Annotated in this window: 22 protein-coding genes; 6 read left to right on the top strand and 16 right to left on the bottom strand. The window is 70.7% G+C overall.

The window, feature by feature from the left end; translation table 11 throughout:
• Positions 1-119: 119 nt before the first annotated feature.
• The 3 genes from T328_RS15095 to T328_RS15105 all read right to left on the bottom strand — a co-directional run bounded on the left by T328_RS15095 (position 120) and on the right by T328_RS15105 (position 2,855).
• Positions 120-1,328, bottom strand: a complete 1,209-nt coding sequence (locus tag T328_RS15095) for an RNA-guided endonuclease InsQ/TnpB family protein (protein WP_496496532.1) — start codon at positions 1,326-1,328, stop codon at positions 120-122.
• Complete coding sequence (gene tnpA, locus T328_RS15100) at positions 1,325-1,756, bottom strand: IS200/IS605 family transposase (protein ID WP_496496658.1); 432 nt, start codon at positions 1,754-1,756, stop codon at positions 1,325-1,327. The genes T328_RS15095 and tnpA overlap by 4 nt, the downstream gene beginning before the upstream one ends.
• Positions 1,757-1,979: 223 nt before the next feature.
• Entirely contained in the window at positions 1,980-2,855 is an 876-nt protein-coding gene (locus T328_RS15105) for a menaquinone biosynthetic enzyme MqnA/MqnD family protein (protein WP_496496533.1), read from the bottom strand.
• Positions 2,856-3,082: 227 nt separating this feature from the next.
• Between T328_RS15105 and T328_RS15110 the strand changes: the two genes are divergently transcribed.
• Positions 3,083-3,286: a cold-shock protein gene (locus T328_RS15110; protein ID WP_018840208.1), complete on the top strand. Its 204-nt coding sequence runs from the start codon at positions 3,083-3,085 to the stop codon at positions 3,284-3,286.
• A 101-nt stretch (positions 3,287-3,387) separates the two neighbouring features.
• A complete protein-coding gene (locus T328_RS15115) occupies positions 3,388-4,326 on the top strand; it encodes a phosphotransferase (protein WP_496496534.1) in 939 nt (312 codons plus the stop codon).
• A gap of 124 nt (positions 4,327-4,450) precedes the next feature.
• Here T328_RS15115 and T328_RS15120 read toward each other — a convergent pair whose 3' ends face one another.
• Positions 4,451-5,593 carry a hypothetical protein gene (locus T328_RS15120; RefSeq protein ID WP_496496535.1) on the bottom strand — a complete coding sequence of 381 codons (1,143 nt, stop codon included), beginning with the start codon at positions 5,591-5,593 and terminating at the stop codon, positions 4,451-4,453.
• A 265-nt stretch (positions 5,594-5,858) separates the two neighbouring features.
• Between T328_RS15120 and T328_RS15125 the strand changes: the two genes are divergently transcribed.
• The gene (locus tag T328_RS15125) at positions 5,859-6,266 is read left to right on the top strand and encodes a hypothetical protein (protein ID WP_496496536.1); all 408 of its coding nucleotides are present in this window, start codon (positions 5,859-5,861) and stop codon (positions 6,264-6,266) included.
• A gap of 44 nt (positions 6,267-6,310) precedes the next feature.
• Here T328_RS15125 and T328_RS15130 read toward each other — a convergent pair whose 3' ends face one another.
• From T328_RS15130 to T328_RS15155, 6 genes are all read right to left on the bottom strand, one after another.
• Positions 6,311-8,299: an AMP-dependent synthetase/ligase gene (locus T328_RS15130; protein WP_496496537.1), complete on the bottom strand. Its 1,989-nt coding sequence runs from the start codon at positions 8,297-8,299 to the stop codon at positions 6,311-6,313.
• Positions 8,300-8,426: 127 nt separating this feature from the next.
• Complete coding sequence (locus tag T328_RS15135; RefSeq protein WP_496496659.1) at positions 8,427-8,819, bottom strand: hypothetical protein; 393 nt, start codon at positions 8,817-8,819, stop codon at positions 8,427-8,429.
• 105 nt (positions 8,820-8,924) lie between these two features.
• Positions 8,925-9,440 carry a GNAT family N-acetyltransferase gene (locus T328_RS15140; protein WP_496496660.1) on the bottom strand — a complete coding sequence of 172 codons (516 nt, stop codon included), beginning with the start codon at positions 9,438-9,440 and terminating at the stop codon, positions 8,925-8,927.
• A 96-nt stretch (positions 9,441-9,536) separates the two neighbouring features.
• A complete protein-coding gene (locus T328_RS15145) occupies positions 9,537-11,000 on the bottom strand; it encodes a caspase, EACC1-associated type (RefSeq protein WP_496496538.1) in 1,464 nt (487 codons plus the stop codon).
• A 6-nt stretch (positions 11,001-11,006) separates the two neighbouring features.
• Positions 11,007-11,351 carry an effector-associated constant component EACC1 gene (locus T328_RS15150; RefSeq protein ID WP_496496539.1) on the bottom strand — a complete coding sequence of 115 codons (345 nt, stop codon included), beginning with the start codon at positions 11,349-11,351 and terminating at the stop codon, positions 11,007-11,009.
• A 252-nt stretch (positions 11,352-11,603) separates the two neighbouring features.
• Positions 11,604-12,812, bottom strand: coding sequence for an ATP-binding protein (locus T328_RS15155; RefSeq protein ID WP_496496540.1), 1,209 nt, complete (start codon positions 12,810-12,812; stop codon positions 11,604-11,606).
• 469 nt (positions 12,813-13,281) lie between these two features.
• Between T328_RS15155 and T328_RS15160 the strand changes: the two genes are divergently transcribed.
• Positions 13,282-13,539 (top strand): hypothetical protein, encoded by a 258-nt coding sequence (locus tag T328_RS15160; RefSeq protein WP_496496541.1) that lies wholly within the window; start codon positions 13,282-13,284, stop codon positions 13,537-13,539.
• 5 nt (positions 13,540-13,544) lie between these two features.
• The gene (locus T328_RS15165; RefSeq protein ID WP_496496661.1) at positions 13,545-13,898 is read left to right on the top strand and encodes a PIN domain-containing protein; all 354 of its coding nucleotides are present in this window, start codon (positions 13,545-13,547) and stop codon (positions 13,896-13,898) included.
• A gap of 527 nt (positions 13,899-14,425) precedes the next feature.
• On the opposite strand, the gene T328_RS15170 is transcribed toward T328_RS15165, so the two are convergent.
• The 6 genes from T328_RS15170 to T328_RS15195 all read right to left on the bottom strand — a co-directional run bounded on the left by T328_RS15170 (position 14,426) and on the right by T328_RS15195 (position 18,919).
• The gene (locus T328_RS15170; RefSeq protein WP_496496542.1) at positions 14,426-15,781 is read right to left on the bottom strand and encodes a dicarboxylate/amino acid:cation symporter; all 1,356 of its coding nucleotides are present in this window, start codon (positions 15,779-15,781) and stop codon (positions 14,426-14,428) included.
• A gap of 286 nt (positions 15,782-16,067) precedes the next feature.
• Positions 16,068-16,379, bottom strand: a complete 312-nt coding sequence (locus T328_RS15175; RefSeq protein WP_496496543.1) for a DUF4229 domain-containing protein — start codon at positions 16,377-16,379, stop codon at positions 16,068-16,070.
• A 58-nt stretch (positions 16,380-16,437) separates the two neighbouring features.
• On the bottom strand, positions 16,438-16,965 hold the full coding sequence (locus tag T328_RS15180) for a GNAT family N-acetyltransferase (protein WP_496496544.1): 528 nt from the start codon (positions 16,963-16,965) through the stop codon (positions 16,438-16,440).
• 7 nt (positions 16,966-16,972) lie between these two features.
• Positions 16,973-17,635: a hypothetical protein gene (locus T328_RS15185; protein ID WP_496496545.1), complete on the bottom strand. Its 663-nt coding sequence runs from the start codon at positions 17,633-17,635 to the stop codon at positions 16,973-16,975.
• 69 nt (positions 17,636-17,704) lie between these two features.
• Positions 17,705-18,157, bottom strand: a complete 453-nt coding sequence (locus T328_RS15190) for an Lrp/AsnC family transcriptional regulator (RefSeq protein WP_496496546.1) — start codon at positions 18,155-18,157, stop codon at positions 17,705-17,707.
• 48 nt (positions 18,158-18,205) lie between these two features.
• Entirely contained in the window at positions 18,206-18,919 is a 714-nt protein-coding gene (locus tag T328_RS15195; RefSeq protein WP_496496547.1) for a UbiX family flavin prenyltransferase, read from the bottom strand.
• Positions 18,920-19,094: 175 nt separating this feature from the next.
• On the opposite strand from T328_RS15195, the gene T328_RS15200 reads away from it, so the two are divergent.
• Positions 19,095-19,667 (top strand): rhomboid family intramembrane serine protease, encoded by a 573-nt coding sequence (locus tag T328_RS15200; RefSeq protein WP_496496548.1) that lies wholly within the window; start codon positions 19,095-19,097, stop codon positions 19,665-19,667.
• The last annotated feature ends 22 nt before the right edge of the window (positions 19,668-19,689 follow it).

Genomic DNA, 19,689 nt, shown 5'->3' on the forward strand with positions numbered 1-19,689 from the left:
GACCCGCCTCTCCTACGGCCCTCTCCTACGGCCCTCTCCTACGGTGCACCGCGCACCGTGGCCGACCCAGTTTGTGACTCCTCCCTCCGGATGAATCCGGGGGCTTCTCCTGTCGGTGGCTAGGCCACGTCGGGAAGGACCAGCCCGGCCCTGAGTGCAACGTTCCATGCGCCTACCCGGTCCGCGTGGTCGCGGTGGTCACAGGCGGTGCAGTGGAACTTCTCGCCGTCACGGTTCTCTGCGTCCACGTGCCCGCACGTGGGGCAGGTGCGCGAGGTGTTGCGGGGGTCCACCGGGATCAGTACACGAGCGGCGCTTTCAGCCTTCTGCGCGAGGATGCCCAGGAACACCCCCCAACCCGCGTCAAGAATACTGCGGTTGAGTCCGGCCTTCGAGGTGGATCCGTTCGGCAGGAATGCGCCGGGCGTCTCGGGGTCGGGCTTCGGCTTGGGTGCCCGAACCATGTTCGCGATGTTCAGGCGCTCATGTGCGATCTGGTCGTAGTCGCGGACCAGGGTGAGCGCGGTCTTATGCGCGTGGTCGAGGCGCTGACGGCGCACCTTGCGGTGCAGCCTGGCGGCCTTGGCCACCGCTCGGCGGTGCGTTGCCGTGCGGTTCTCCCGCTTCCGGCGCCCGAACGCCTTGAGCGCCCGCTGAGCGTCAGCGAGGGCATCAGCGTTGCGCTTGCCGTGCCTGGGGTTCTCGACGTGGGCACCTTCGGAGGTAGTGAGAAAGTGCGTGACGCCCATGTCAACGCCGCACACCGCGCCCGTTGCGGGCAGCGGTTCGGCGGGCACGTTGTCACAGGCGAGGATGACGTACCACCGGCGTCCCTCGCGCTTAATGCTGACGGTCTTGACGCGTCCCTTCACGGGCCGGTGCTGGTGCACGCGAACGTGTCCGATACCGTGCAGGCGGACGCGGGTGACGGGATCGTGCGGGGTGGAACCCCAGCGGCATCCGTCGCCGTCTTTGGGGAACTCGACGGTGTCGAACCAGTTCACGCCCCGGAACCTAGGGTATCCGGGCTTCTCCCCGGCCCTGACGCGCCGGAAGAAGGCCTGGAATGCCTTGTCCAGGCGGCGCAAGGTGGCCTGCTGGCTGGAGAATGACCAGCGTCCTTGCCGCTCGGGGTCGAAGGCGCGGATGTCCTTGAGCTGTGCCGACTGCTGCCCGTAGGTGACCGTTGTCTTCGAGGGGTGCCGGTAGGCGTCGCGTCGTTCCTGCAAGGCGCCGTTGTAGAGGGCACAGTGATCCCGCAGCATCGTGCCCAGGGCCTGATCCTGGCGGACGGTGGGGCGGAGGAGAAACTTGTAGGCACGGATCACGCCTGCCCCTCCTTCTGCTTCTTCGTCCCAGGTCGTTCCCACTGGGTGTTGATGTACTTCTCCACCGTGTCCGCCGAGACGGCGCCGACCGAGGCGACGAAGAACGACGATGACCACAGGGTGGGCATACGGCTCTTGAGGTGCGGGAACTCCTCGCGCAGCACGCGGGATGTGAAGCCCTTGAACTGGTTCGCAACGTAGGAGGCGGAAGCCTTCGGTCCGTGCTTCACGAACAGGTGCACGTGATCGGGCATCACCTCAAGGGCGATGACCTCCCAGTCTTTCTCGGCTGCCTTCTGCTCGATCAGCTCACGCAGCCGGACCGCGACCCGGCCACCGAGAACCCGGCGGCGGTACTTCGGGCACCACACCACATGCAAGCCCAAGTCGTACACGCCACCGGAATACCGGCGAACCCTCCGTGCCACAGCCACACGATCACCATACACACACCACACATCTAGCTGAGGCCAACAGCGCAGCCCCGCAGGCACAGTTGAGATCAGCGACCCAGGGCGGCTACGCCGCCCGCCGCGGGGCGGGGGCACATCGAAGGCGCCGGAGCCTTGGTGACCATGGAACCGATCTACTTACGCGTCAGAGCAGTCCCGGGAAGCGATCCCTCCATGCCCAAAGGCACGGGTCCCGTCGCTAGCCATCCGATGGCGCCCCGGCCGCGGGCAGCAGCCGTACCCGCGCCTCGTCCGGGAAGCCCGCCCGGCGGGCGAACTCGTCGATGCCCTCCAGCTGCTCCGCGCCCAGCCGGAAGTCCAGCGTGCGGAAGTACCGTTCGAGCAGCGGCGGGTCGAACGACTCCCACCGCGCCGCCTGCTCCGCGACCTTTCCGACCTCGGCCAGCGACAGGTCACGGGAGTCGAGGAACGCCCGGTGCACGTCCGCCACCAGCCCGGGTTCGCGCGCGAGGAAGTCGCGGCGTACGGCCCACACGGCGAAGACGAACGGCAGCCCGGTCCACTCCTTCCACATCTGCCCCAGGTCGTGTACGTGCAGCCCGAGGCGCGGGGCGTCGTGCAGCGAGGCGCGCAGGGCGGCGTCCCCGATGAGCACGCCGGCCTGCGCCTCGCGCATCATCAGTGAGAGGTCGGGCGGACACGAGTAGTAGTCGGGCACGACGCCGTACTGCTCGCCGATCAGCAACTCGGCCAGACGCACGGACGTGCGGGAGGTGGAGCCGAGCGCCACACGCTCCCGGTCCAGGTCCGCCAGGGGCCGCTGCGAGACGATCACGCAGGACATCACGGGCCCGTCGCAGCCGACGGCGATGTCGGAGAGGGCGACCAGCTCGTCGGAGTGTCGCAGGTACTCCACGAGGGTGACGGGGGCGATGTCCAGCTCCCCGGCGACGAGCTGCTCGCTGAGCCGTTCCGGGGTGTCCTTCGAAAGCTCCAGGTCGAGCAGGTTGCCCGTGCGGGCGAGGCCCCAGTAGAGGGGGACGCAGTTCAGGAACTGGATGTGGCCGACCCGCGGCCGCCGTCTGGCTCCTGCGTCAGGAGGTGGTGCTGTCACGGCTCCGAGGCTAACCGCCGCCCCGCCGCACGTGAGTACGGGGGCGCACCCGAGCGTGATCCTTTCTCTACCGGGGCGGGCTCCTGCGTGCTAGGCTCGACCGCAAGTTGCAGTTTGGTTTCCTTGCAGTACCGTGCCTGCGGAGATTCTGACGCCGCAGGCATGTGTCGTTTTCAGGCTTCTTCGAGGCTCTGGGGCAGGGCGACCCTTTGGCCCAAGGAGGGCTCATGGCTACCGGAACCGTCAAGTGGTTCAACGCTGAAAAGGGCTTCGGCTTCATCGCCCAGGACGGCGGCGGTCCCGATGTCTTCGTCCACTACACCGCTATCAATGCCCAAGGCTTCCGCTCGCTCGAAGAGAACCAGCAGGTGACCTTCGACGTGCAGCAGGGCCCGAAGGGTCCGCAGGCGGCGAACGTCTCCCCGTCGTGACGTACGCCCCACGCTGACCTGGGAAAACCCCCGCCATCCGGCGGGGGTTTTCTCATGCCCGGGGCGCGGGCGGGCGGCGCGGCCGGATACGGTGGCGTCGCATGAGCGGTACGGAGATCACCACGGAGATCACCACGGAGATCACCGCGGAGCTGATCCGCGAGCTGCTGCGCGAGCAGCACCCCGACCTCGCCGACCACCCCCTCCACCTCGGCGCCCGCGGCTGGGACAACCAGCTCTGGCGGCTCGGCGACGACCTCGCCGTACGGCTCCCCTGGGCGACGCGGTCCGCGGACGAGCTGCTGCGCAAGGAGCACACCTGGCTCCCCGGCCTCGCCCCGCACCTGCCCCTACCCGTCCCCGTACCGCAGCGCCTCGGCGAGCCCTCCGACCGCTTCCCCCGCCCCTGGATCGTCACCACCTGGGTACCCGGCACACCCGCCGACCGCGCCCCGGTCACCCGGGGCCCGGCCGCCGCCGACGCCCTGGCCGCGTTCCTCACCGCGCTGCACCGGCCCGCCCCCGGCGGCGCGCCCACCGGGCGGGGCCGCGGCGGGCCGCTGGCGGAGGCGGGCGGGTGGTTCGAGGAGCAGCTCGCCGAGGTGACCGGGCTGGGGATCGTCGCCGCGGCCGACGCCGACGCTGTACGGGCCGTATGGGCCGACGCCGTCGCCGCGCCCCCGTGGACGGGCCCCGCGCTGTGGCTGCACGGCGACCTGCACCCCGCGAACGTCCTCACCGCCGACGGCACGCTGTGCGGCGTCGTCGACTTCGGCGACCTGTGCGCCGGCGACCCCGCCCTCGACCTCGCCGCCCCCTGGATCCTGCTCCCCGACGACGCCGCCGCCGACCGCTTCCACGCCGCCTACGGACCCGCCGCCGACGCGGCGACGCTGCGCCGCGCGCGGGGCCTGGCGGCGGCGCGGGCGCTGGCCGGGCTGCTGGTCGGGGAGGCGGGCGTCCGCGGCCGGGCGGGCGGCAAGCGTACGTGGGGACCGCCGGCGGAGGCGTCGCTGCGGCGGCTGGTGGCGAAGCGGTGATGAGGGCCGGCGGCCACGTACTGCGGCCACCTCATCTGTACGTTGGCCCCGGGGCCACGTACTCGCTCCACCGGCCGGGGGTGCCGCTGCGATGCCGTGGCCGGCGGGCGCGGGCGATGGGCGTTTACCGGCTCTTCACCTTGCTTCGCCCCGTCAGCTCGACCGGCTCGCCACCGAGCAGGAGGCCCTGGACGGTCAGGAACTCCGCGCACGCCAACGTGACCGAACCGCGCCCGGTCAGGCCCTGTTCGAGCAGGGCGCGCGCCACCATGGCGGCTCCCCGGTGCCGTGGTGGGCGCCACTCCCGGCCGCGTACCGTCCAGATGCCCGACCTGCCGAACACGCCCTTCTCCAGCGACCGCAGCCACGCGGGCAGGTCGGCCGGCGCGCAGGGAGTGTAGAGCTGCGGGCACAGCAACAGCGTGACCCTTTCCCGCAGCGAGTGGCCCGGGTGATCGGCTTCGATGAGGAGGTTCTCCGCTGTGACCTCCAAGGACGGTTCCGCGCCGGGTGTCCTGGTCACGGTGAGACGGGCGTCGGGCGGCAGGCGGGTGTCACCGGGCACGGGCGGCCCGGCCGATCGGCGACCGAGGTCAGCCATCAGAATCTCGTACAAGGCGGTGAGGCTGTCGGGTGAGTCAAGCGGGAGCCGCATTGTCTCCTGTGCGAACGGACGCGCCAGGCCGTCCACGAGCCGTGAGGTCTCCCCGCGGAGGGAAAGTGTCTGGGGCCCCCACCCGGTAACCCGTAGTGAGTACGTGTCCGAGCTGACCGTGCCCTCGACCTCGACTGGCCGGGGGTAGCGGGTGGATGGGCTGCCGGGGTCGTCATCGGGCGGTGCCGCACCGAGCGTCCGGGCGAGTGCGACGAGCAGTCGACGCAGATCCCGGCTGTCCCGCAGGGTTGCGGGCAGCGGCCAGTGCGAACTACGCGCACCGGGGATGTCCACGTGGATCCAGTCGGTCTTGGAGCGGTCCTGCGGGACGGCCGACAGGCTCCATCCATACGTCGAGCGGATCACGAGGCCCACCTCCCGCACGTCGTCGTCGGCGAGATCGGACACCAGGGCGGCTACCGTACGGGGGTGGGTGCGGCCGACCTCCTGGGTGGAGGAACCCCACGTGTTCGGCGGTCCATCGAAGTGGTAGGTCTTCTCTCCGCCGCGCTCGACCGTGAATCCCCGGGGTGACAAGGCGAAGCGGTCGAAGATCCCGGCCAGCCAGTCCTCAAGGGCGCCGGACCCGGCCCGCCACTTCCACTGATCCACTCGGCATCCTCACCTCTCCGCGCTCACAGCAGCCGCCGGTCCGGCAGTTTACGATCGACGTGTGGGCCGTAAGCGGAAGTCCGCAGTCGTCAGGGGAAAGCGTGATTCTGTCAACTCCGTGCAGGTCCGCTCCGTCCCGTGTCCTCGGTGCCCGGCCGAGGAGGGTGAGGCGTGCCGCAGGGAGGACGGAGCCAGACTGGGCGGTCACCATGCCGAGCGTCGCAGGGCCGCCGAGGAGGACCGGACCCGGGAGCCGACCAGGCGCTTGATCGAGGCTCCGGTCACCTCAAGCGGGCACGCGTACGTCGAGTTCGTCTCGGCCCGCCAGCTCCGTCACAAGATGCGCCGAAAAGTCGATGAATCGCTCATCATCCCCGAAGACGCACTGCGTTGGAGGCTCCCCCCGGATCCGTCGGTCGGCCGGGCCGACCCCACCCTGGGTGGGTTCACCACGGAACTCAGCCTCGACACCACCTCTTGCCCCGGTCTGAACTCCCAGCAGCGTCAAAGGATCCGCGACCGGGCCAGGCCTCGACGCACCGACGACATCATCGTCTCCATCGCCGGTGGCGTGATCACCGTGAAGGTCGACTACGTCTTCTTCCCTCCCGAATCCATGCGCGTCGCGCGAGACTGCCTGGCCGCAGTGCTGCACGACGCCCTGGCACCGTAGCGATCGCCATCGGCCCGCCGATCTCGGGCTTCTCCCCGCCCCCTTCAGTCCTGCGTCGCGTACAACTCGTCGATGACGTGCCCGAAGTCCCGTACGATCGCCGCCCGCTTCAGCTTCATCGACGGCGTCACATACCCGCCCGCCTCTGTGAAGTCCGCCGGCAGCACCGTGAACCGGCGAATCGATTCCGCGCGCGACACCAGCTCGTTCGCCTCGTCCACCGCCCGCTGCAGATCGGCGAGGAGCAGCGGGTCGCGTACGAGGTCCGTGACCGGCACGTACTCGCGCCCCCGCATCACCCGCCAGTGCCGCAGCCCGTCGGGGTCGAGGGTGACGAGCGCCGCGACGTACGGGCGGTCGTCGCCGACCACGAGGCACTGGCTGACCAGCGGGTGCGCGCGCAGCCGGTCCTCCAGCGGCGCGGGCGCGAGGTTCTTGCCGGAGGCGGTGACGATGAGGTCCTTCTTGCGGCCGGTGATCGTCAGGTAGCCGTCGGCGTCCAGTTCGCCGAGGTCGCCGGTGGCGAACCAGCCGTCGGCGTCGGTGTCGAGCCGGGTCACGCCGGCCGCGGCGTCCCAGTAGCCGGAGAACAGGTGCCCGCCGCGCACCAGCACCTCGCCGTCGGGCGCGATACGTATCCCGGTGCCCGGCAGCGGCCAGCCGACGGTGCCGAAGCGGGGCTTCAGCGGCGGGGTGACGGTGGCGGCGGCGGTGGTCTCGGTGAGCCCGTACCCCTCGAAGACCATGACGTTGGCGCCCGCGTAGAAGGCGGCGAGGCGGCGGCCGAGCGGGGAGCCGCCGCAGACCGCGTACTTGACGCGGCCACCGAGCGCGGCCCGGATGCGGCGGTAGACCAGCGTGTCGTACAGCTTGCGCAGCGCCCTGAGGCCCGCCCCCGGGCCGGGGCCCTCGCCGTGCAGCTCGGCCTCGACGGCCTCGGCGTAGCGGACGGCGACCTTGGCGGCGCGTTCGAAGGAGGCGAGGCGGCCGATGCCCTCGGCGGTGGCGCGGCCGGTGTTGTAGACCTTTTCGAGGACGTACGGGATGCCGACGAGGAACGTCGGGCGGAAGGCGGCGAGGTCGCGCAGCAGGTCCTCGGTCTGGATGCTGGGCGCGTGGCCGAGCTTGACGCCGGCGCGGAGGCAGCCGATGGCGGTCATGCGGCCGAGGACGTGGGAGAGGGGGAGGAAGAGGAGGTTGGCGGCGGGTTCGTCGCTGATGGCCTTGAAGAGGGGGTAGAGCAGCTCGATGGCGTTGTCGACCTCGGCGAGGAAGTTGCCGTGGGTGAGGACGCAGCCCTTGGGCAGGCCGGTGGTGCCGGAGGTGTAGATGACGGTGGCGACGCTGGCGGGGCCGAGGCCGGCGCGGCGCTGGCGGACGAGGGTGTCGGGCACGTCGTGACCGGCGGCGGCGAGCTGGCCGAGGATGCCGGTGTCGAGCTGCCAGAGGTGCGCGAGGTGCGGCAGGGCCTGGCGCTCGGCGCTGATCAGCCGGGCCTGGTCGACGCTCTCCACGGCGCAGGCGATGGCGCCGGAGTCGTGCAGGATGTGGCGGGCCTGGATGGCGGAGGAGGTGGGGTAGACGGGCACCGTGATCAGGCCGGCGGCCCAGGCGGCGAAGTCCAGCAGGGTCCACTCGTACGTCGTACGCGACATGATCGCGAGCCGGTCGCCGGGGCGCAGGCCGTAGACGATGAGGCCCTTGGCGACGGCGAGCACGTGGGCGGCGAACTCGGCGGCGGTGACGTCGACCCAGTCCCCGGTCCCGTCGTCGCGGGGGCGGGCGAGGGAGAGCTCGTCGGGGGCCCGGGCGGCGTTGTCGAAGGGGATGTCGGCGAGGGAGCCGTGGGTCGCCTGTGGCGCGGCGGGGGGTACGACCGCCGCGCGGACGCCGTAGGCGTCGGCGTAGACGTCGGGGGGCAGCAGCTCGGGGACGGCGGTGCCGGGGAGGAGTCTGGAATGGATCTCCTTCAGATACTGCGACCCCGGTGGTGCGGGCGCCGGGCGTTGCTGCTGTGGTGCGGACTGCGTCATCGGTGGCTCCCTGACGTTCGCGTCGGCCGTGATCAACTCGCCGATCGGCGACGGACGCCGCATTCTCGCGAACACCGGACCGACCCGCCAGAGGACGCCACACCTGGTACGCCCGGTTCCGCTTCGTTCACATCAGTGAACGGTGGTGAAAGGCCCGCTCCCCCGCTCCGCTTTCCCCGCGCAGGGCGCCGACGGTGACGGCGACGAGGGCGGACCCGACGAACGTCCCCATGAGGATCAGCGCGACCCCGACGGCGAAGAGCCCGCTGTTGTCCTCCGACCAGTCGGAGAACGAGGCGAAGGTCAGCCCGGCGGTGGACCCGAGCACGGCGGGCACGAAGTGCCGTACGTACGCGACGGCGACCACGGCGACGAGCAGCGTCAGCACCAGCCCGCCGACCTGCCACACCTCGTACGGCCCGGACTCCGCGTAGCCGGTCACGTCGCGCTCCTGGTCCCACCCCAGCCACGCGGCCCAGGCCCCGGCGGCGGCGCCGGCGAGGATGACGCAGGAGAGCAGTTGAAAGAGAAACGTCCGCAGCAGGGGATGCATGCCCCCAGGGTCACGAGCGGCGGCGAACCGGGCCAGAGCGAAGGTACTCACCCGCGTCTGAGTACCTGCACCTCACTCCCCCGCCACCTCCGCCTCCCCGGGCTCCCCCGCCTCCCCGCGCTCCCCCACCGCCCGCCGGAACACCTGCCGCGAACCACCCTCCGGCCCGGGCGGCGCGTCCTCCGCAGGACGGAAGCCCAGCCGCTCGTAGAAGACCCGCGCCCCACCGGCGACGGCCCCCGGATGATCCACCCCGAACGTCACCACCTCGACGCACCCCGCCCCCCGCCCCCGTACGAACCGCCGCTCCGCCTCCGCCATCAACGCCTGCCCGACGCCCTGGCCCCGGGCCTGCTGGGAAACGACCAGCCAGTGCACCCGGTAAACGGGCGCCGCACCCCCGAACAGCAGCCCCCCGACGACCTCGCCCCCGCCAACGGCAACGAGCGCCACGCCCCGCCGGGTGTGCCCGCGGACGGCCTCGTGGAAGCCGGGCTCCGCGACCATGGGCCCGAACCACTGCTCGACCTCGGCGGCGAGCGCGAGAAAGCCGGGGAAGTCCCGCTCACCCGCAAGTCTGACGATCACCACCGCCGCAGTCTGGCACGCGCCGTCTCGCAGGGTCGCCGAGACGGCACCGCTTCGCACACACGCCTCGTACGCCCCGTCAGACTCCGCTCATCATCAGGACAGCCCCGCGTCGTCCCAGTGCAGCCGTGCCCCGCAGGTCGCGGTGTCCGTGCGCTGCGCGGTGACCTCGACGGTCTCGACGTCACGGGGGATCGATTCGGTCAGAAACTGCGAGTCGTCGGGCACCAGAGTGCCGCCTTCCACGCGGCGTGCGCCGACGGTGACGTCCCACTCCACCGTCGCGTCGCAGTCCGCCTCCAGCCGGAGCGACCCGGCCAGAGCCCGGTCCTTCCCGGCGCCGTCCAGCTCCAGTGTCGTCCGTATCCCCTGGGAGGCGGGAACGTCCCATGACCACCCGGCTGCCGTGCAGCCGCCGCCTGCCTGCGGGGGCCGGCACATCTCGTGACTTTCGGTGGGCTTGTCTCCGGCCGAGTAGTCGAGCCCCGGGGTCGGATCGCCCTCCGGACGGTAAGCGAAATAGACGAGCACCATACCCACGGCAAGCACGGCGAAGAACACGAGCACAGACCGCAGAGAGTTGCGCACCGACGGTCGGCCGCCCGGCGCCGGCCCGGCGCCCGGAGGAGTGCGCGCCGACGGCTCCTCGTCCGGCCCATCTCCGTGGCCGCCCGGCGTCGGCCCGGCGCCCGAAGGAGGGGGCACCGACGGCTCCTCATCCGGCTCATCACCCTGGCCGCCCGACGTCGGCCCGGCACCCGGAGGAGGGGGCTGCACCCCTGCGGGGGCGCTCTCCTCGGCAGGCGGCGCGGCAGAGGTCTGCATCCCGTGGGCCCGGTTTCGTACCAGTGCCAGTCGATCGGCGTGGTCGAAGACGCGCTGTCGGGGGATCGGGCGGGACTTCGCGCGCATCTCGGCCTCGACGTGGCGGAAGAGCGTGTCCATGTCCAGCACCTCCGGCCCCTCCGCGATGCCCTGCCGGCACAGGCGGATCAGTTCGCCGGTGAAGGCGGTGTGTCCCTCGCCGTCGTCCGCCAGCGCCTCTCTGGTCTCCCCGGCCGCGGACACCAGATACGTGCCGTGCACGAGGGCCTGTTCCAGAAGGTGGCCTGAGGGATCGCTCATGCCCCGGAAGGCCCGGGCGCCGTAGCAGCAGTCCAGGACGACGATCCTGCGCGAGGCACGGGAGCCGTGGATCTCGCGCCGGAGGTACTCGAAGAGGACGGCCGTATAGGGCTCTTGGGATCGCGATCCCACGAGCGAGAGGCTCAGGTCTCCGTTCCGGGGGTCCAGCAGGCCGTGCCCGGCGTAGTAGACGAAGAGCGCATCGGAGGCGGCGCGGGCCGCGTGCCGAACGGCGTGCACGACCTCGTCCACGGTCTCGGGGTCCCGGACGACCCTGCAGTGACTGTTCTCCGCCAGGGACCACGAGGAGGCCGACATCAGCACCGTGGACAACGCCGTGAGGTTGTTCTCCACGTTCGGCAGGTCGTCCAGATGTCTGTGGCGGCTTGCACCGATGAGGACGGCCTGAGACCTTTCCGCCTCGGGGAAGAGCACTTTCCCTTACTCCCGAGCGAGCGCCCGGCTCAGGACGGCGACGGTCTCCGGATCGGCGTCGTCGATCGTCACCGTGACGCCGTTGTACGCGACCCTGGCCGTGGGCCTGTGGTGCCGTGTGCGGCGCCATGCCGTGTACGCCAGGACGAAGTTCGCCGCGTTCCAAGCCGTGTCGGTGACGAGTTGGAGCCACTCCATCGCCTCGGCCCCCATGCTGCCGGCCCGGGAGGGCGGCCCCACCCAGGACATCGCGGCGTGCCGGCTGACCTCCGGCTCAGCCTCCAGCCACTCACGGAGCGACCTCAGCTCGCCCTCCGCGTCCGGCCCGTCCATTCCGATACGAATGACCACCGTGACCCCCAAGCGGCATCAACGAGCCTTCAACTTAAGCCAGTCGGCACCGCCAGGCCATAGGCCGCATCCTCCACGAGCCGCAGAGCTGACAAGGGTGCACAAGCGAACGCCCGCAACCCCAGAACCGCGGGGTGCGGGTGTAGCGTTGTGGGCGGTGGTGGTCAGGCCGGTGCTGGCACCAGCCGGACTGAGTGTAGGCACGCCGCCCCGACGGGCGCTCCGGTGTGCTCCACCCTGCTGATGCGGAAGTCAGGGGGCGAGGCGCCACAGCGCCTCCATCGGCACGGCGCGGATGCGGTCGCCGAACGACAGTGTCTGCGCCCCGGTGTAGAGGACGTAGCCGGCGACGAAGCGATCGCCCAGGAGCCGGGCCAGGTTCCGCAGTCCGGCCAGGTCTTCGGTACGAACGGTGGCGCCGGCCTTGACCTCGGCTCCGACCACCCGGCCATCGGGAGTCTCGATGACGGCGTCGACCTCCAGCTTGTCCCTGGTGCGGTAGTGGTACAGACGCCCCTGTTGCTCGGACCAGGTCAACTGGCGGGCCAGTTCCATGACGGCGAAGTTCTCCAGCATCGGACCGGCCGCGCCATCGGGTTCGGCCAGCCGGTTGACGTCCTGGCCGATGAAGTGGCAGGCGATTCCGGTGTCGACGAAGGCGAGTTTGCCCGTGGCTACCGCGCGCCGTGTCATGCCGGAGGACCAGGCTGGAATGGTCTTGATGAGGAACACCGAGGACAGCAGCTCCAGGTAACGCACGAGGGTGGTGCGCGGGATGCCGGATGCGCCGGCGAGCGTCCCCGGGACGAGGAGACCGCCTGCCCGCCCCGCAAGCAAGGCGACGAGCTTGAGCAGCTCGCCGTGGCGCTCGATGCTCGCCAGCTCCAGCACATCGCGTTCGATCAGGGTGGAGACGTAGGAGTTGAAGAACGCCGAGCGTCGCCGTGCATTGCGCCGGACCGCCTCCGGGAAGCCGCCGGCGACGGCTCGTTCCAGGTAGTCGCGTTTACGCAGAGCAGAGGTGTGCATGAGGGCGGGACCGTGAGCGAACGCGGCGTCGACGAACCGGTCGGCGCCGTCGTGCAGCTCACCTTGCGAAAACGGCCACAGCTCGATCACTTCCATACGACCGGGCAGTGCGTCCGGCAGCGTGCACAGGGCCAGGATCCGGGACGAGCCGGTGAGCAGGAACCTGCCCGGAGTCGGATCCAGGTCGACCGCAAGCTTGATCGAGCGCAGCAGCTCCGGCACCAGTTGGATCTCGTCGATGACCATCAAGCCGTCGTGCTCGACGAAACCCACCGGATCGTCCTGGGCAGCCCGCAACACCGCCCCGTCGTCGAGCAGCCGAATGACCGCATCCGGGCGGCGCGCGGTAATCAAACGGGTCAAGGTGGATTTACCTGCCTGCCGAGCACCATTGACCAGAACGACACGCGTGTCCGCCAGGGACTCGCTCACCAGGTGTTCTGCCTGGCGTTGGACCAGGTCACGAGGGGTGGACATGCGTCCCACACTGCCACATGTCCAACATCAACGGCCACATGGCCGGCACATTCGTGGTCACTTAGACGGTCGCTACGCGGTCAGATAGCCGCCCTGATAATGGCCATCTGGCCGGAGAAACATGAAACGCGCACAGCGCCGGATGTCAGCAGCACCGCAGCGCTGCCGGACCGACTGTTCTCCTGCGCCGCGACCAGCCCCGGCACCACGGCCTGACCTGCGACGTTCGCAGCCGGTCCACGTGTAGATACGTTGGTCTGGCCGGGCAGGAGGTCAGGCAGAGGACGAAGCGCTGCGCGTGGGCACCTGCGTCCGGGGGCGGCAAGGTCGCCAAGTGTGCTCAATGGCAAGTGCTGGAGCGGCTCTTCGGTGTACGGGTACGGGTGCGTACCCGTACACCGGAGCCGTGGGAAGAAGTCTGCCGATGCCCGACGCCAACGTCCGCATCCCCGAGGAAGCCAAGAACCGACTCGCCGCCGTCGCGGCGGCCGAAGGCATGTCCCTGCGCGCCTATCTGGCCCGCCTCGCCGAGGGCCTGCTCACCCCGGCCGAGCGTGCCGACCGGGCGGAGAAGGCCCGCGAGACGCTCAAGGCGTGGAACGGATACGCGCCCACCGCGGCCGAGCAGCAGAGCCTCGACAGCGAGCTGGACCGGTGCCTGGACCAGGTAATCGGTTCGTGACCGACCTGCACATCGTCCTGGACGACACCGCGATGACAGCGGCCGGCCAGGGCAACGTCGTCCTCGCCTCCCGGCTCATCCACCGGGCTCACGCCGAACCGGGCTGGTTCCTCTACGCCCCGGCGTGCGCACTCGTGGAAGCCGACCGCCGCCGGCCGGGAACGGCCGAGCACCTCGCGGCCCTGCCCGGCATCACCGTCCTGGACCTCGATCTGCCCGCCGCCCTGGCGGTAGCGAAGCAGAGGACCTGGGCCGCAGCCCACAGCGGCCACGCGGCCCAGCCCACCCCGGACCGTCAGAGTCTCCCAACCCGAGCGTACCGTCGCCAGAACCGTCCCATTTCGATTGGACGAGTATGACCCTGTGCTGCGCAGGGTCGATGGCGATGGCGTCGATTCCGTTATCATGGCTTCCGTCAACAACAGCGGACGCGGCTGCCGCCGTGGAGAGTTCCGTAAATCTCTGCACTGCGAGCGCCGCCAAGGATCGACTCAGGAATGCCTTTTCGCGTACCGAGTCACTTGCTCTCTCGTAGTCGCTCATGTCGATGTGCTCGGAAAAGCCTTTGTGCAGTGCTTCCTTGACATGCCTGATCCAGAGCTTCTTCATGTCATGCCCCTTGATCGCCGATCCCAATGGACACGTTCACGTCCCCACCAACGTGGCTGAAGCGACTCCCCTATGCGCGCTCACACCCTTCTTAGCCCGTCAACTTGCTGTCCGCGAGGGAGTATGCAGGTGAGAGTCATCCTTGATGATCGAGTAGTGTCTGCATTCCCTTCCAGCCGCAAGCTGTTGATCGGAATGCCAACGCAGTGGTGCGGCTGTGCGAACGCCCGCAGCCCCAGAACTGCGGGGTGCGGGCGTCGCGTTGTGGCGGTGGCGGTCAGGCCGCGGTGGTGACCGGGGTCTTGTGGAGGGTGGGGTCCGCCGGGTCGGGGTCGTTGAGGTCGAAGCTGGTGGCGTTGTCGTACGCCTCGCGGTCCAGGATCTTCTCCTGCGCCGCGACCAGCACCGGGACCACCGCCTGACCTGCGACGTTCGTCGCCGTGCGGGCCATGTCCAGGATCGGGTCGATCGCCAGCAGCAGGCCCACGCCCTCCAGGGGGAGGCCCAGGGTGGAGAGGGTCAGGGTGGTCATGATCGTGGCGCCCGTGAGGCCCGCGGTGGCGGCGGAGCCGATGACCGAGACGAAGGCGATCAGGATGTAGTCCTGGATGCCCAGGGTCACGTCGAAGATCTCCGCGATGAAGATGGCCGCCAGGGCCGGGTAGATCGCGGCGCAGCCGTCCATCTTCGTCGTCGCGCCGAAGGGGACCGCGAAGGAGGTGTACTCCTGCGGGACGCCGAGGCGTTCGGTGACCTTCTTGGTGACCGGCATCGTGCCGACCGAGGAGCGGGAGACGAAGGCCAGCTGGATCGCGGGCCAGGCGCCGCGGAAGAACTGCAGGGGGTTGACCTTGGCGACGGTGGCCAGCAGCAGCGGGTAGACGCCGAAGAGGACCAGGGCGCAGCCGATGTAGACGTCGGCGGTGAAGGTCGCGTACTTGCTGATCAGGTTCCAGCCGTAGTCGGCGATCGCGAAGCCGATGAGGCCGATGGTGCCGATCGGGGCGAGGCGGATGACCCACCACAGCGCCTTCTGCAGCACCTCCAGGATGGTCTCGCTGAGCGCGATGACCGGCTGGGCCTTCTCGCCGAGCTTCAGCGCGGCGATGCCGAGGGCCGCGGCCATGAAGACGATCTGCAGCACCTGCAGTTCGGTGAAGGGCGTGATGATGTCGGTCGGGACGATTCCGGTGAGGAAGTCGATCCACGAGCCGCTGTCCTCGGGGGCCGCGCCGTCCTTCGGGGTGAGGCCGGTGCCGTCGCCGGGGTTGGTGATCAGGCCGATGGCCAGGCCGATGGCGACCGCGATCAGCGAGGTCGCGAAGAACCACAGCAGGGTACGGGTCGCGAGGCGGGCGGCGTTGTTGACGTTGCGGAGGTTGGTGATCGACACCAGGATGGCGAAGAACACCAGTGGCGCGACCGCCAGCTTCAGCAGCTGGACGAAGATGGTGCCGATCTGTTCCAGGGTGTCCTTCAGCCAGGCGACGTCGCCGGTGCGGGCGGCCCAGCCGAGGAGCACGCCGAGGACGAGGCCGGCGAGGATCTGGGCCCAGAAGGGCACCTTGGGTATCCGGAAGCCGCTGCGCGGCTGCGCGGCGGGGGTGGTGGGGGCAGGGGTGGGTGTGGACACGGGCGTCTCCGTCACTGGGCGCGCCGGACCGCGTCCGGGCACGGTGGCGGGACGGGGGGAAACGGGCGCGCGGCTGCTACTGGGGAAGGGGGGTGCTGACCGTCAGAGCGCGGGGACTAGCTGCGCTGACATGCCGCGGAGAGACAGCGGCACAGATCGACGTGCAGGCGCGCCACGAGCAGAGGGCTCGTGGGCATGCGAAGCGCAGCCGCCGTCGTCGTCATGACGAGAAGGCTAACACCCGTGCTGTGACATTCCCATAGTGCGGTTTTGGGGGTGACTACCCTCACGCCTCGCCGCGTGCCTCGTCGTCGGCCTCGTCCTCGCGGCTGCGGTTCGCGGCCAGCCGATCCTTCGACTTCTCCACCCGGCCCGCGATCTGCTCCGACATCTGCGCCCGCTGGCTGCGCAGCAGCACGAAGCTCAGCGGCGCGGAGACGACGATCGCCAGCAGCATGACCCACAGGTAGTTGGAGTCCCCCAGCCCCGCCGGGAGCGCGCCGATCCGGACCAGCACGGCCAGGATCACGAACGACGCGGCGAAGACGCCGAGGCGCATGGCGGTGTAGCGGACGGCGGGGTTCGGTTTGGGGGTCACGGCTGACAACTTCTCTCTGCTCTCTGCTCCGTGCGGACGGTTCGGTGGGCGGCGCGTATCAAGTATGCAGCGGCAGCCACATCGTGATGTCGTCGCGGTAGTCGTCGTCCGCGACCCGTATCGCGTCCGGTACGCGGCCGACCTCCTTGTAGCCGCACGACGCGTAGAACGTGTCGACCCCCGTCCCGCCCCGGCACGTCAGCCGGATCCCCCGCATCCCCGGCAGCCCGCGCGCCGCGTCCGCCGCGGCGGCCATCAGCCGGCGGCCCTCGCCGGTGCCCTGGCGGGCGGGGTGGACCATCACGGTGTAGAGCCAGCACCAGTGCCGCATCAGCCGGTGCGTGTTGAGCGTCAGGAAGGCGGTCGCGGCCGGGCGGCCCGCCGCGTCGAGCCCCGCGACCAGCCGGGTGCGGCCCTCCGCCATCGCGGCGAGGTGCTTGAGCAGCTCCGGGCGGATGTCCGCGGCCGTCACCGGGGGTACGAAGCCCACCGCGCCGCCCGCGTTGCTGACGTCGGCCCAGAGCGCGCATATGCCGTCGTGCAGGGCAGGGGTGAGCGCGGGGTCCAGCTCGTAGTGCAGGGTCATGTCGTCCTCAGAAGCGCATGGGCTGCGGCGCCTCGCGCCGCTCCGGGTCCGGGCCCTCGTGCTCGCGTACGGCGGCGTAGCGCGCGTCGCGCTCCACCGGGCGGAGGCCCGCGTCCTGGATCAGGTCGACGAGTTCGCCGGCGGGGAGGGGGTCGGGGGCGGGGGCTCCGGGCGCCGGCGCGAAGTCGTCCGCGCCGTGCTGCAGCGCGAGCTGCGCCGTCTGCGTGCCGTACGCCGGCCACGCGACCCGCACGTGCGCGACGTTGTCCAGCAGCAGCCGCGCCACCGCGAACGTCTTCAGCACCTCCGCGCCCGTGACCCGCCCCGCCGCCAGCGGCGCGACCGCCAGCAGCCCGGCGCCGGCGTCCTGCCGGTCGCGGACCTCCAGGATCGTGTCGACGATCTGCGCGGCGATCTGCTCCGCCGGCTCCTCGCCGTACGTCACCGTCACCGCCGCCACCGCGTCGGCCTCGTCCGCCGGCCCAGGCCCCGGCCCCGGCCCCGCCGCGAAGTACCCGCGCTCCCCGTGCCGCCGCGTCCGCGCCTCGTGCGCGAGCCCGCCGAGCCACGCCAGGTCGCCGCTCCCGTACAGCGCGACGCCGTCCTCCCGGCTCAGCCGCGCGCCCGCGCGCGCCTTCTCCGCCAGCTCCCGCCTGAGTCCTGCGTCCACGGGCCGCCTCCCTGCCGTACGTCGTACGTCACTTTCCTGCGCATCTGCGCGCATCCGAGCCTACGCGGCCTACTCCTCCGCGATTTCCCCCACCCTGCTCTCCCACATCGTGGACAGCACGACCGTCGTCGCCGTCCGCGAGACCCCCTTGATCCGCGACAGCCGCCTGACCGTCTTCCCCAGCCCGTCCACGTCCGGCGCCCGCACCTTGAGCATGAACGAGTCCTCCCCGGCGATGAAGAAGCAGTCCTCGATCTCCGGCTGGTCCCGCAGCCTGTCCGCGATGTCGTCGTGGTCCACCGCCTCGGAGAGCGAGATCCCGATGAGCGCGGTGACGCCCTGCCCCAGCAGGGCGGCGTCGACCGTGGCGCGGTAGCCGGTGATCACCCCGGCGGTCTCCAGGCGGTTGATCCGGTCGGTGACGCTGGGGCCCGAGAGCCCGACGAGCCGGCCCAGCTCGGCGTACGAGGCCCGGCCGTTCTCCCGCAGGGCCTGGATGAGCTGTCTGTCGACGGCGTCCATGTGTGATCTCAAGCCTTCCGTGCTGCTCGTACTGCTCGTACTGCTGTGTCAGCGGGAGCGCCCCAACTCCCCTTCCCATCTGCGATAGAGCTTGTGCGGGACGCCCGCGGAGTCGAGGGCGCGCCCGGCGACGAAGTCCACGAGGTCCTGGACGCCCGTGGCCCCGGCGTAGAAGGCGGGGGCGGCCGGGAGCACCGCGGCGCCCGCCTCGTCGAGCGTCACCATCTGCCGCAGCGTCGGCCCGGGCAGCGGCGTCTCCCGTACGACGACGACCAGCGGCCGGCCCTCCTTCAGCGTCACGCTCGCCGCGCGCTGCAGCAGGTCCTTGGAGAGCCCGAGCGCGATGCCGGCCACCGCGGCCGTCGACGCCGGCACGACGATCATGCCCTTCGCGGCGTACGAACCGGAGGACGGCCCGGCCGCCAGGTCGCCGGCGGGCCAGTGCCGTACGTCCGACAGATCCGTCTCAGTACTGAACGCGTCGGGCCGGCCGTCCGCGCCGGCGGCGAGCCAGCGCCGCAGGTCCTCGCGCCAGTGCGCATCGCGGAACGGGCCCCCGGTCTCGTCCAGCACCGTCAGCCGCGCCGCCCGGCTGACGACGAGGTCGACGGCCTCCCCGGCCTGCAGCAGCGCGCGCAGCACGGCGGCGGCGTACGGGGTGCCGGAGGCGCCGGAGACGCCGACGACCCAGGGCCGGCGTCGACCCTGGCCCGGCTGGTCGGCGTACGGCTCCCCGTACGGCGTCTGGTGAGGCGGCTCCACGCAGCGAGCCTATCCGGCGCCGGGAACCGAGGCGCGGGCCACCTGCGTTTCCACTGGGGAGGACACACTGGTCCGTGAGGGGGCTCGGGTGATGTACGAACCTTATGGGCGCGGCACCCCCGCCGCGCAGCCGGGAAGGCCGGCAAGGGCGCGCACGCCGCGCGGACGGATATACGTGATGCGTGCCGGGGTGGTGATGGTCGCCTGGGTGGCGCTGCTGTGGGTGCTGGAGGCGGTCGACCAGGTCGGCGACAACAAGCTGGACACGTACGCGATCTCGCCGCGCGAGTTCGGCGAGCTGCGGGACGTGATCCCGGCGTCGTTCATGCACTTCGGCTGGGACCACCTCTCGGCGAACTCGGTGCCGCTGCTGGTCCTGGGCTTCCTCGCGGCGATGCGCGGGGTCAGCCGGTTCGTGGGCGTGGTCGCGGTGATCATGTTGGTGAGCGGGCTCGGGGTGTGGCTGACAGCACCGGCGCACTCGGCCACCGCGGGGGCGTCGGGAGTCGTCTTCGGACTCTTCGGCTATGTGGCGGTGCGCGGCTTCGTCGACCGCAGGGTGGTGGACGTGCTGGTCGGTGTGGCGGTGGCCTTCGTGTACGGCTCCATGCTGTGGGGCGTGCTGCCGACGGACGAGGTGGTGGAGCAGTCGATCTCCTGGCAGGGCCACCTCTTCGGGCTGCTGGGCGGCGTGCTGGCGGCGTTCTATTTCAGCGACCGCAGGCGGGGAGCGCTGCAGACGGGCTAGGTTCTGCAGCGGTAACGATGCG

Source organism: Streptomyces sp. CNX435 (assembly GCF_059570575.1).

Coding starts and splice junctions, on each gene's coding strand:
- T328_RS15110 (WP_018840208.1), top strand. CDS start 3,083: ATGGCTACCGGAACCGTCAAGTGGTTCAACGCTGAAAAGGGCTTCGGC.
- T328_RS15115 (WP_496496534.1), top strand. CDS start 3,388: ATGAGCGGTACGGAGATCACCACGGAGATCACCACGGAGATCACCGCG.
- T328_RS15130 (WP_496496537.1), bottom strand. CDS start 8,299: ATGACGCAGTCCGCACCACAGCAGCAACGCCCGGCGCCCGCACCACCG.
- T328_RS15160 (WP_496496541.1), top strand. CDS start 13,282: ATGCCCGACGCCAACGTCCGCATCCCCGAGGAAGCCAAGAACCGACTC.
- T328_RS15180 (WP_496496544.1), bottom strand. CDS start 16,965: ATGACCCTGCACTACGAGCTGGACCCCGCGCTCACCCCTGCCCTGCAC.
- T328_RS15190 (WP_496496546.1), bottom strand. CDS start 18,157: ATGGACGCCGTCGACAGACAGCTCATCCAGGCCCTGCGGGAGAACGGC.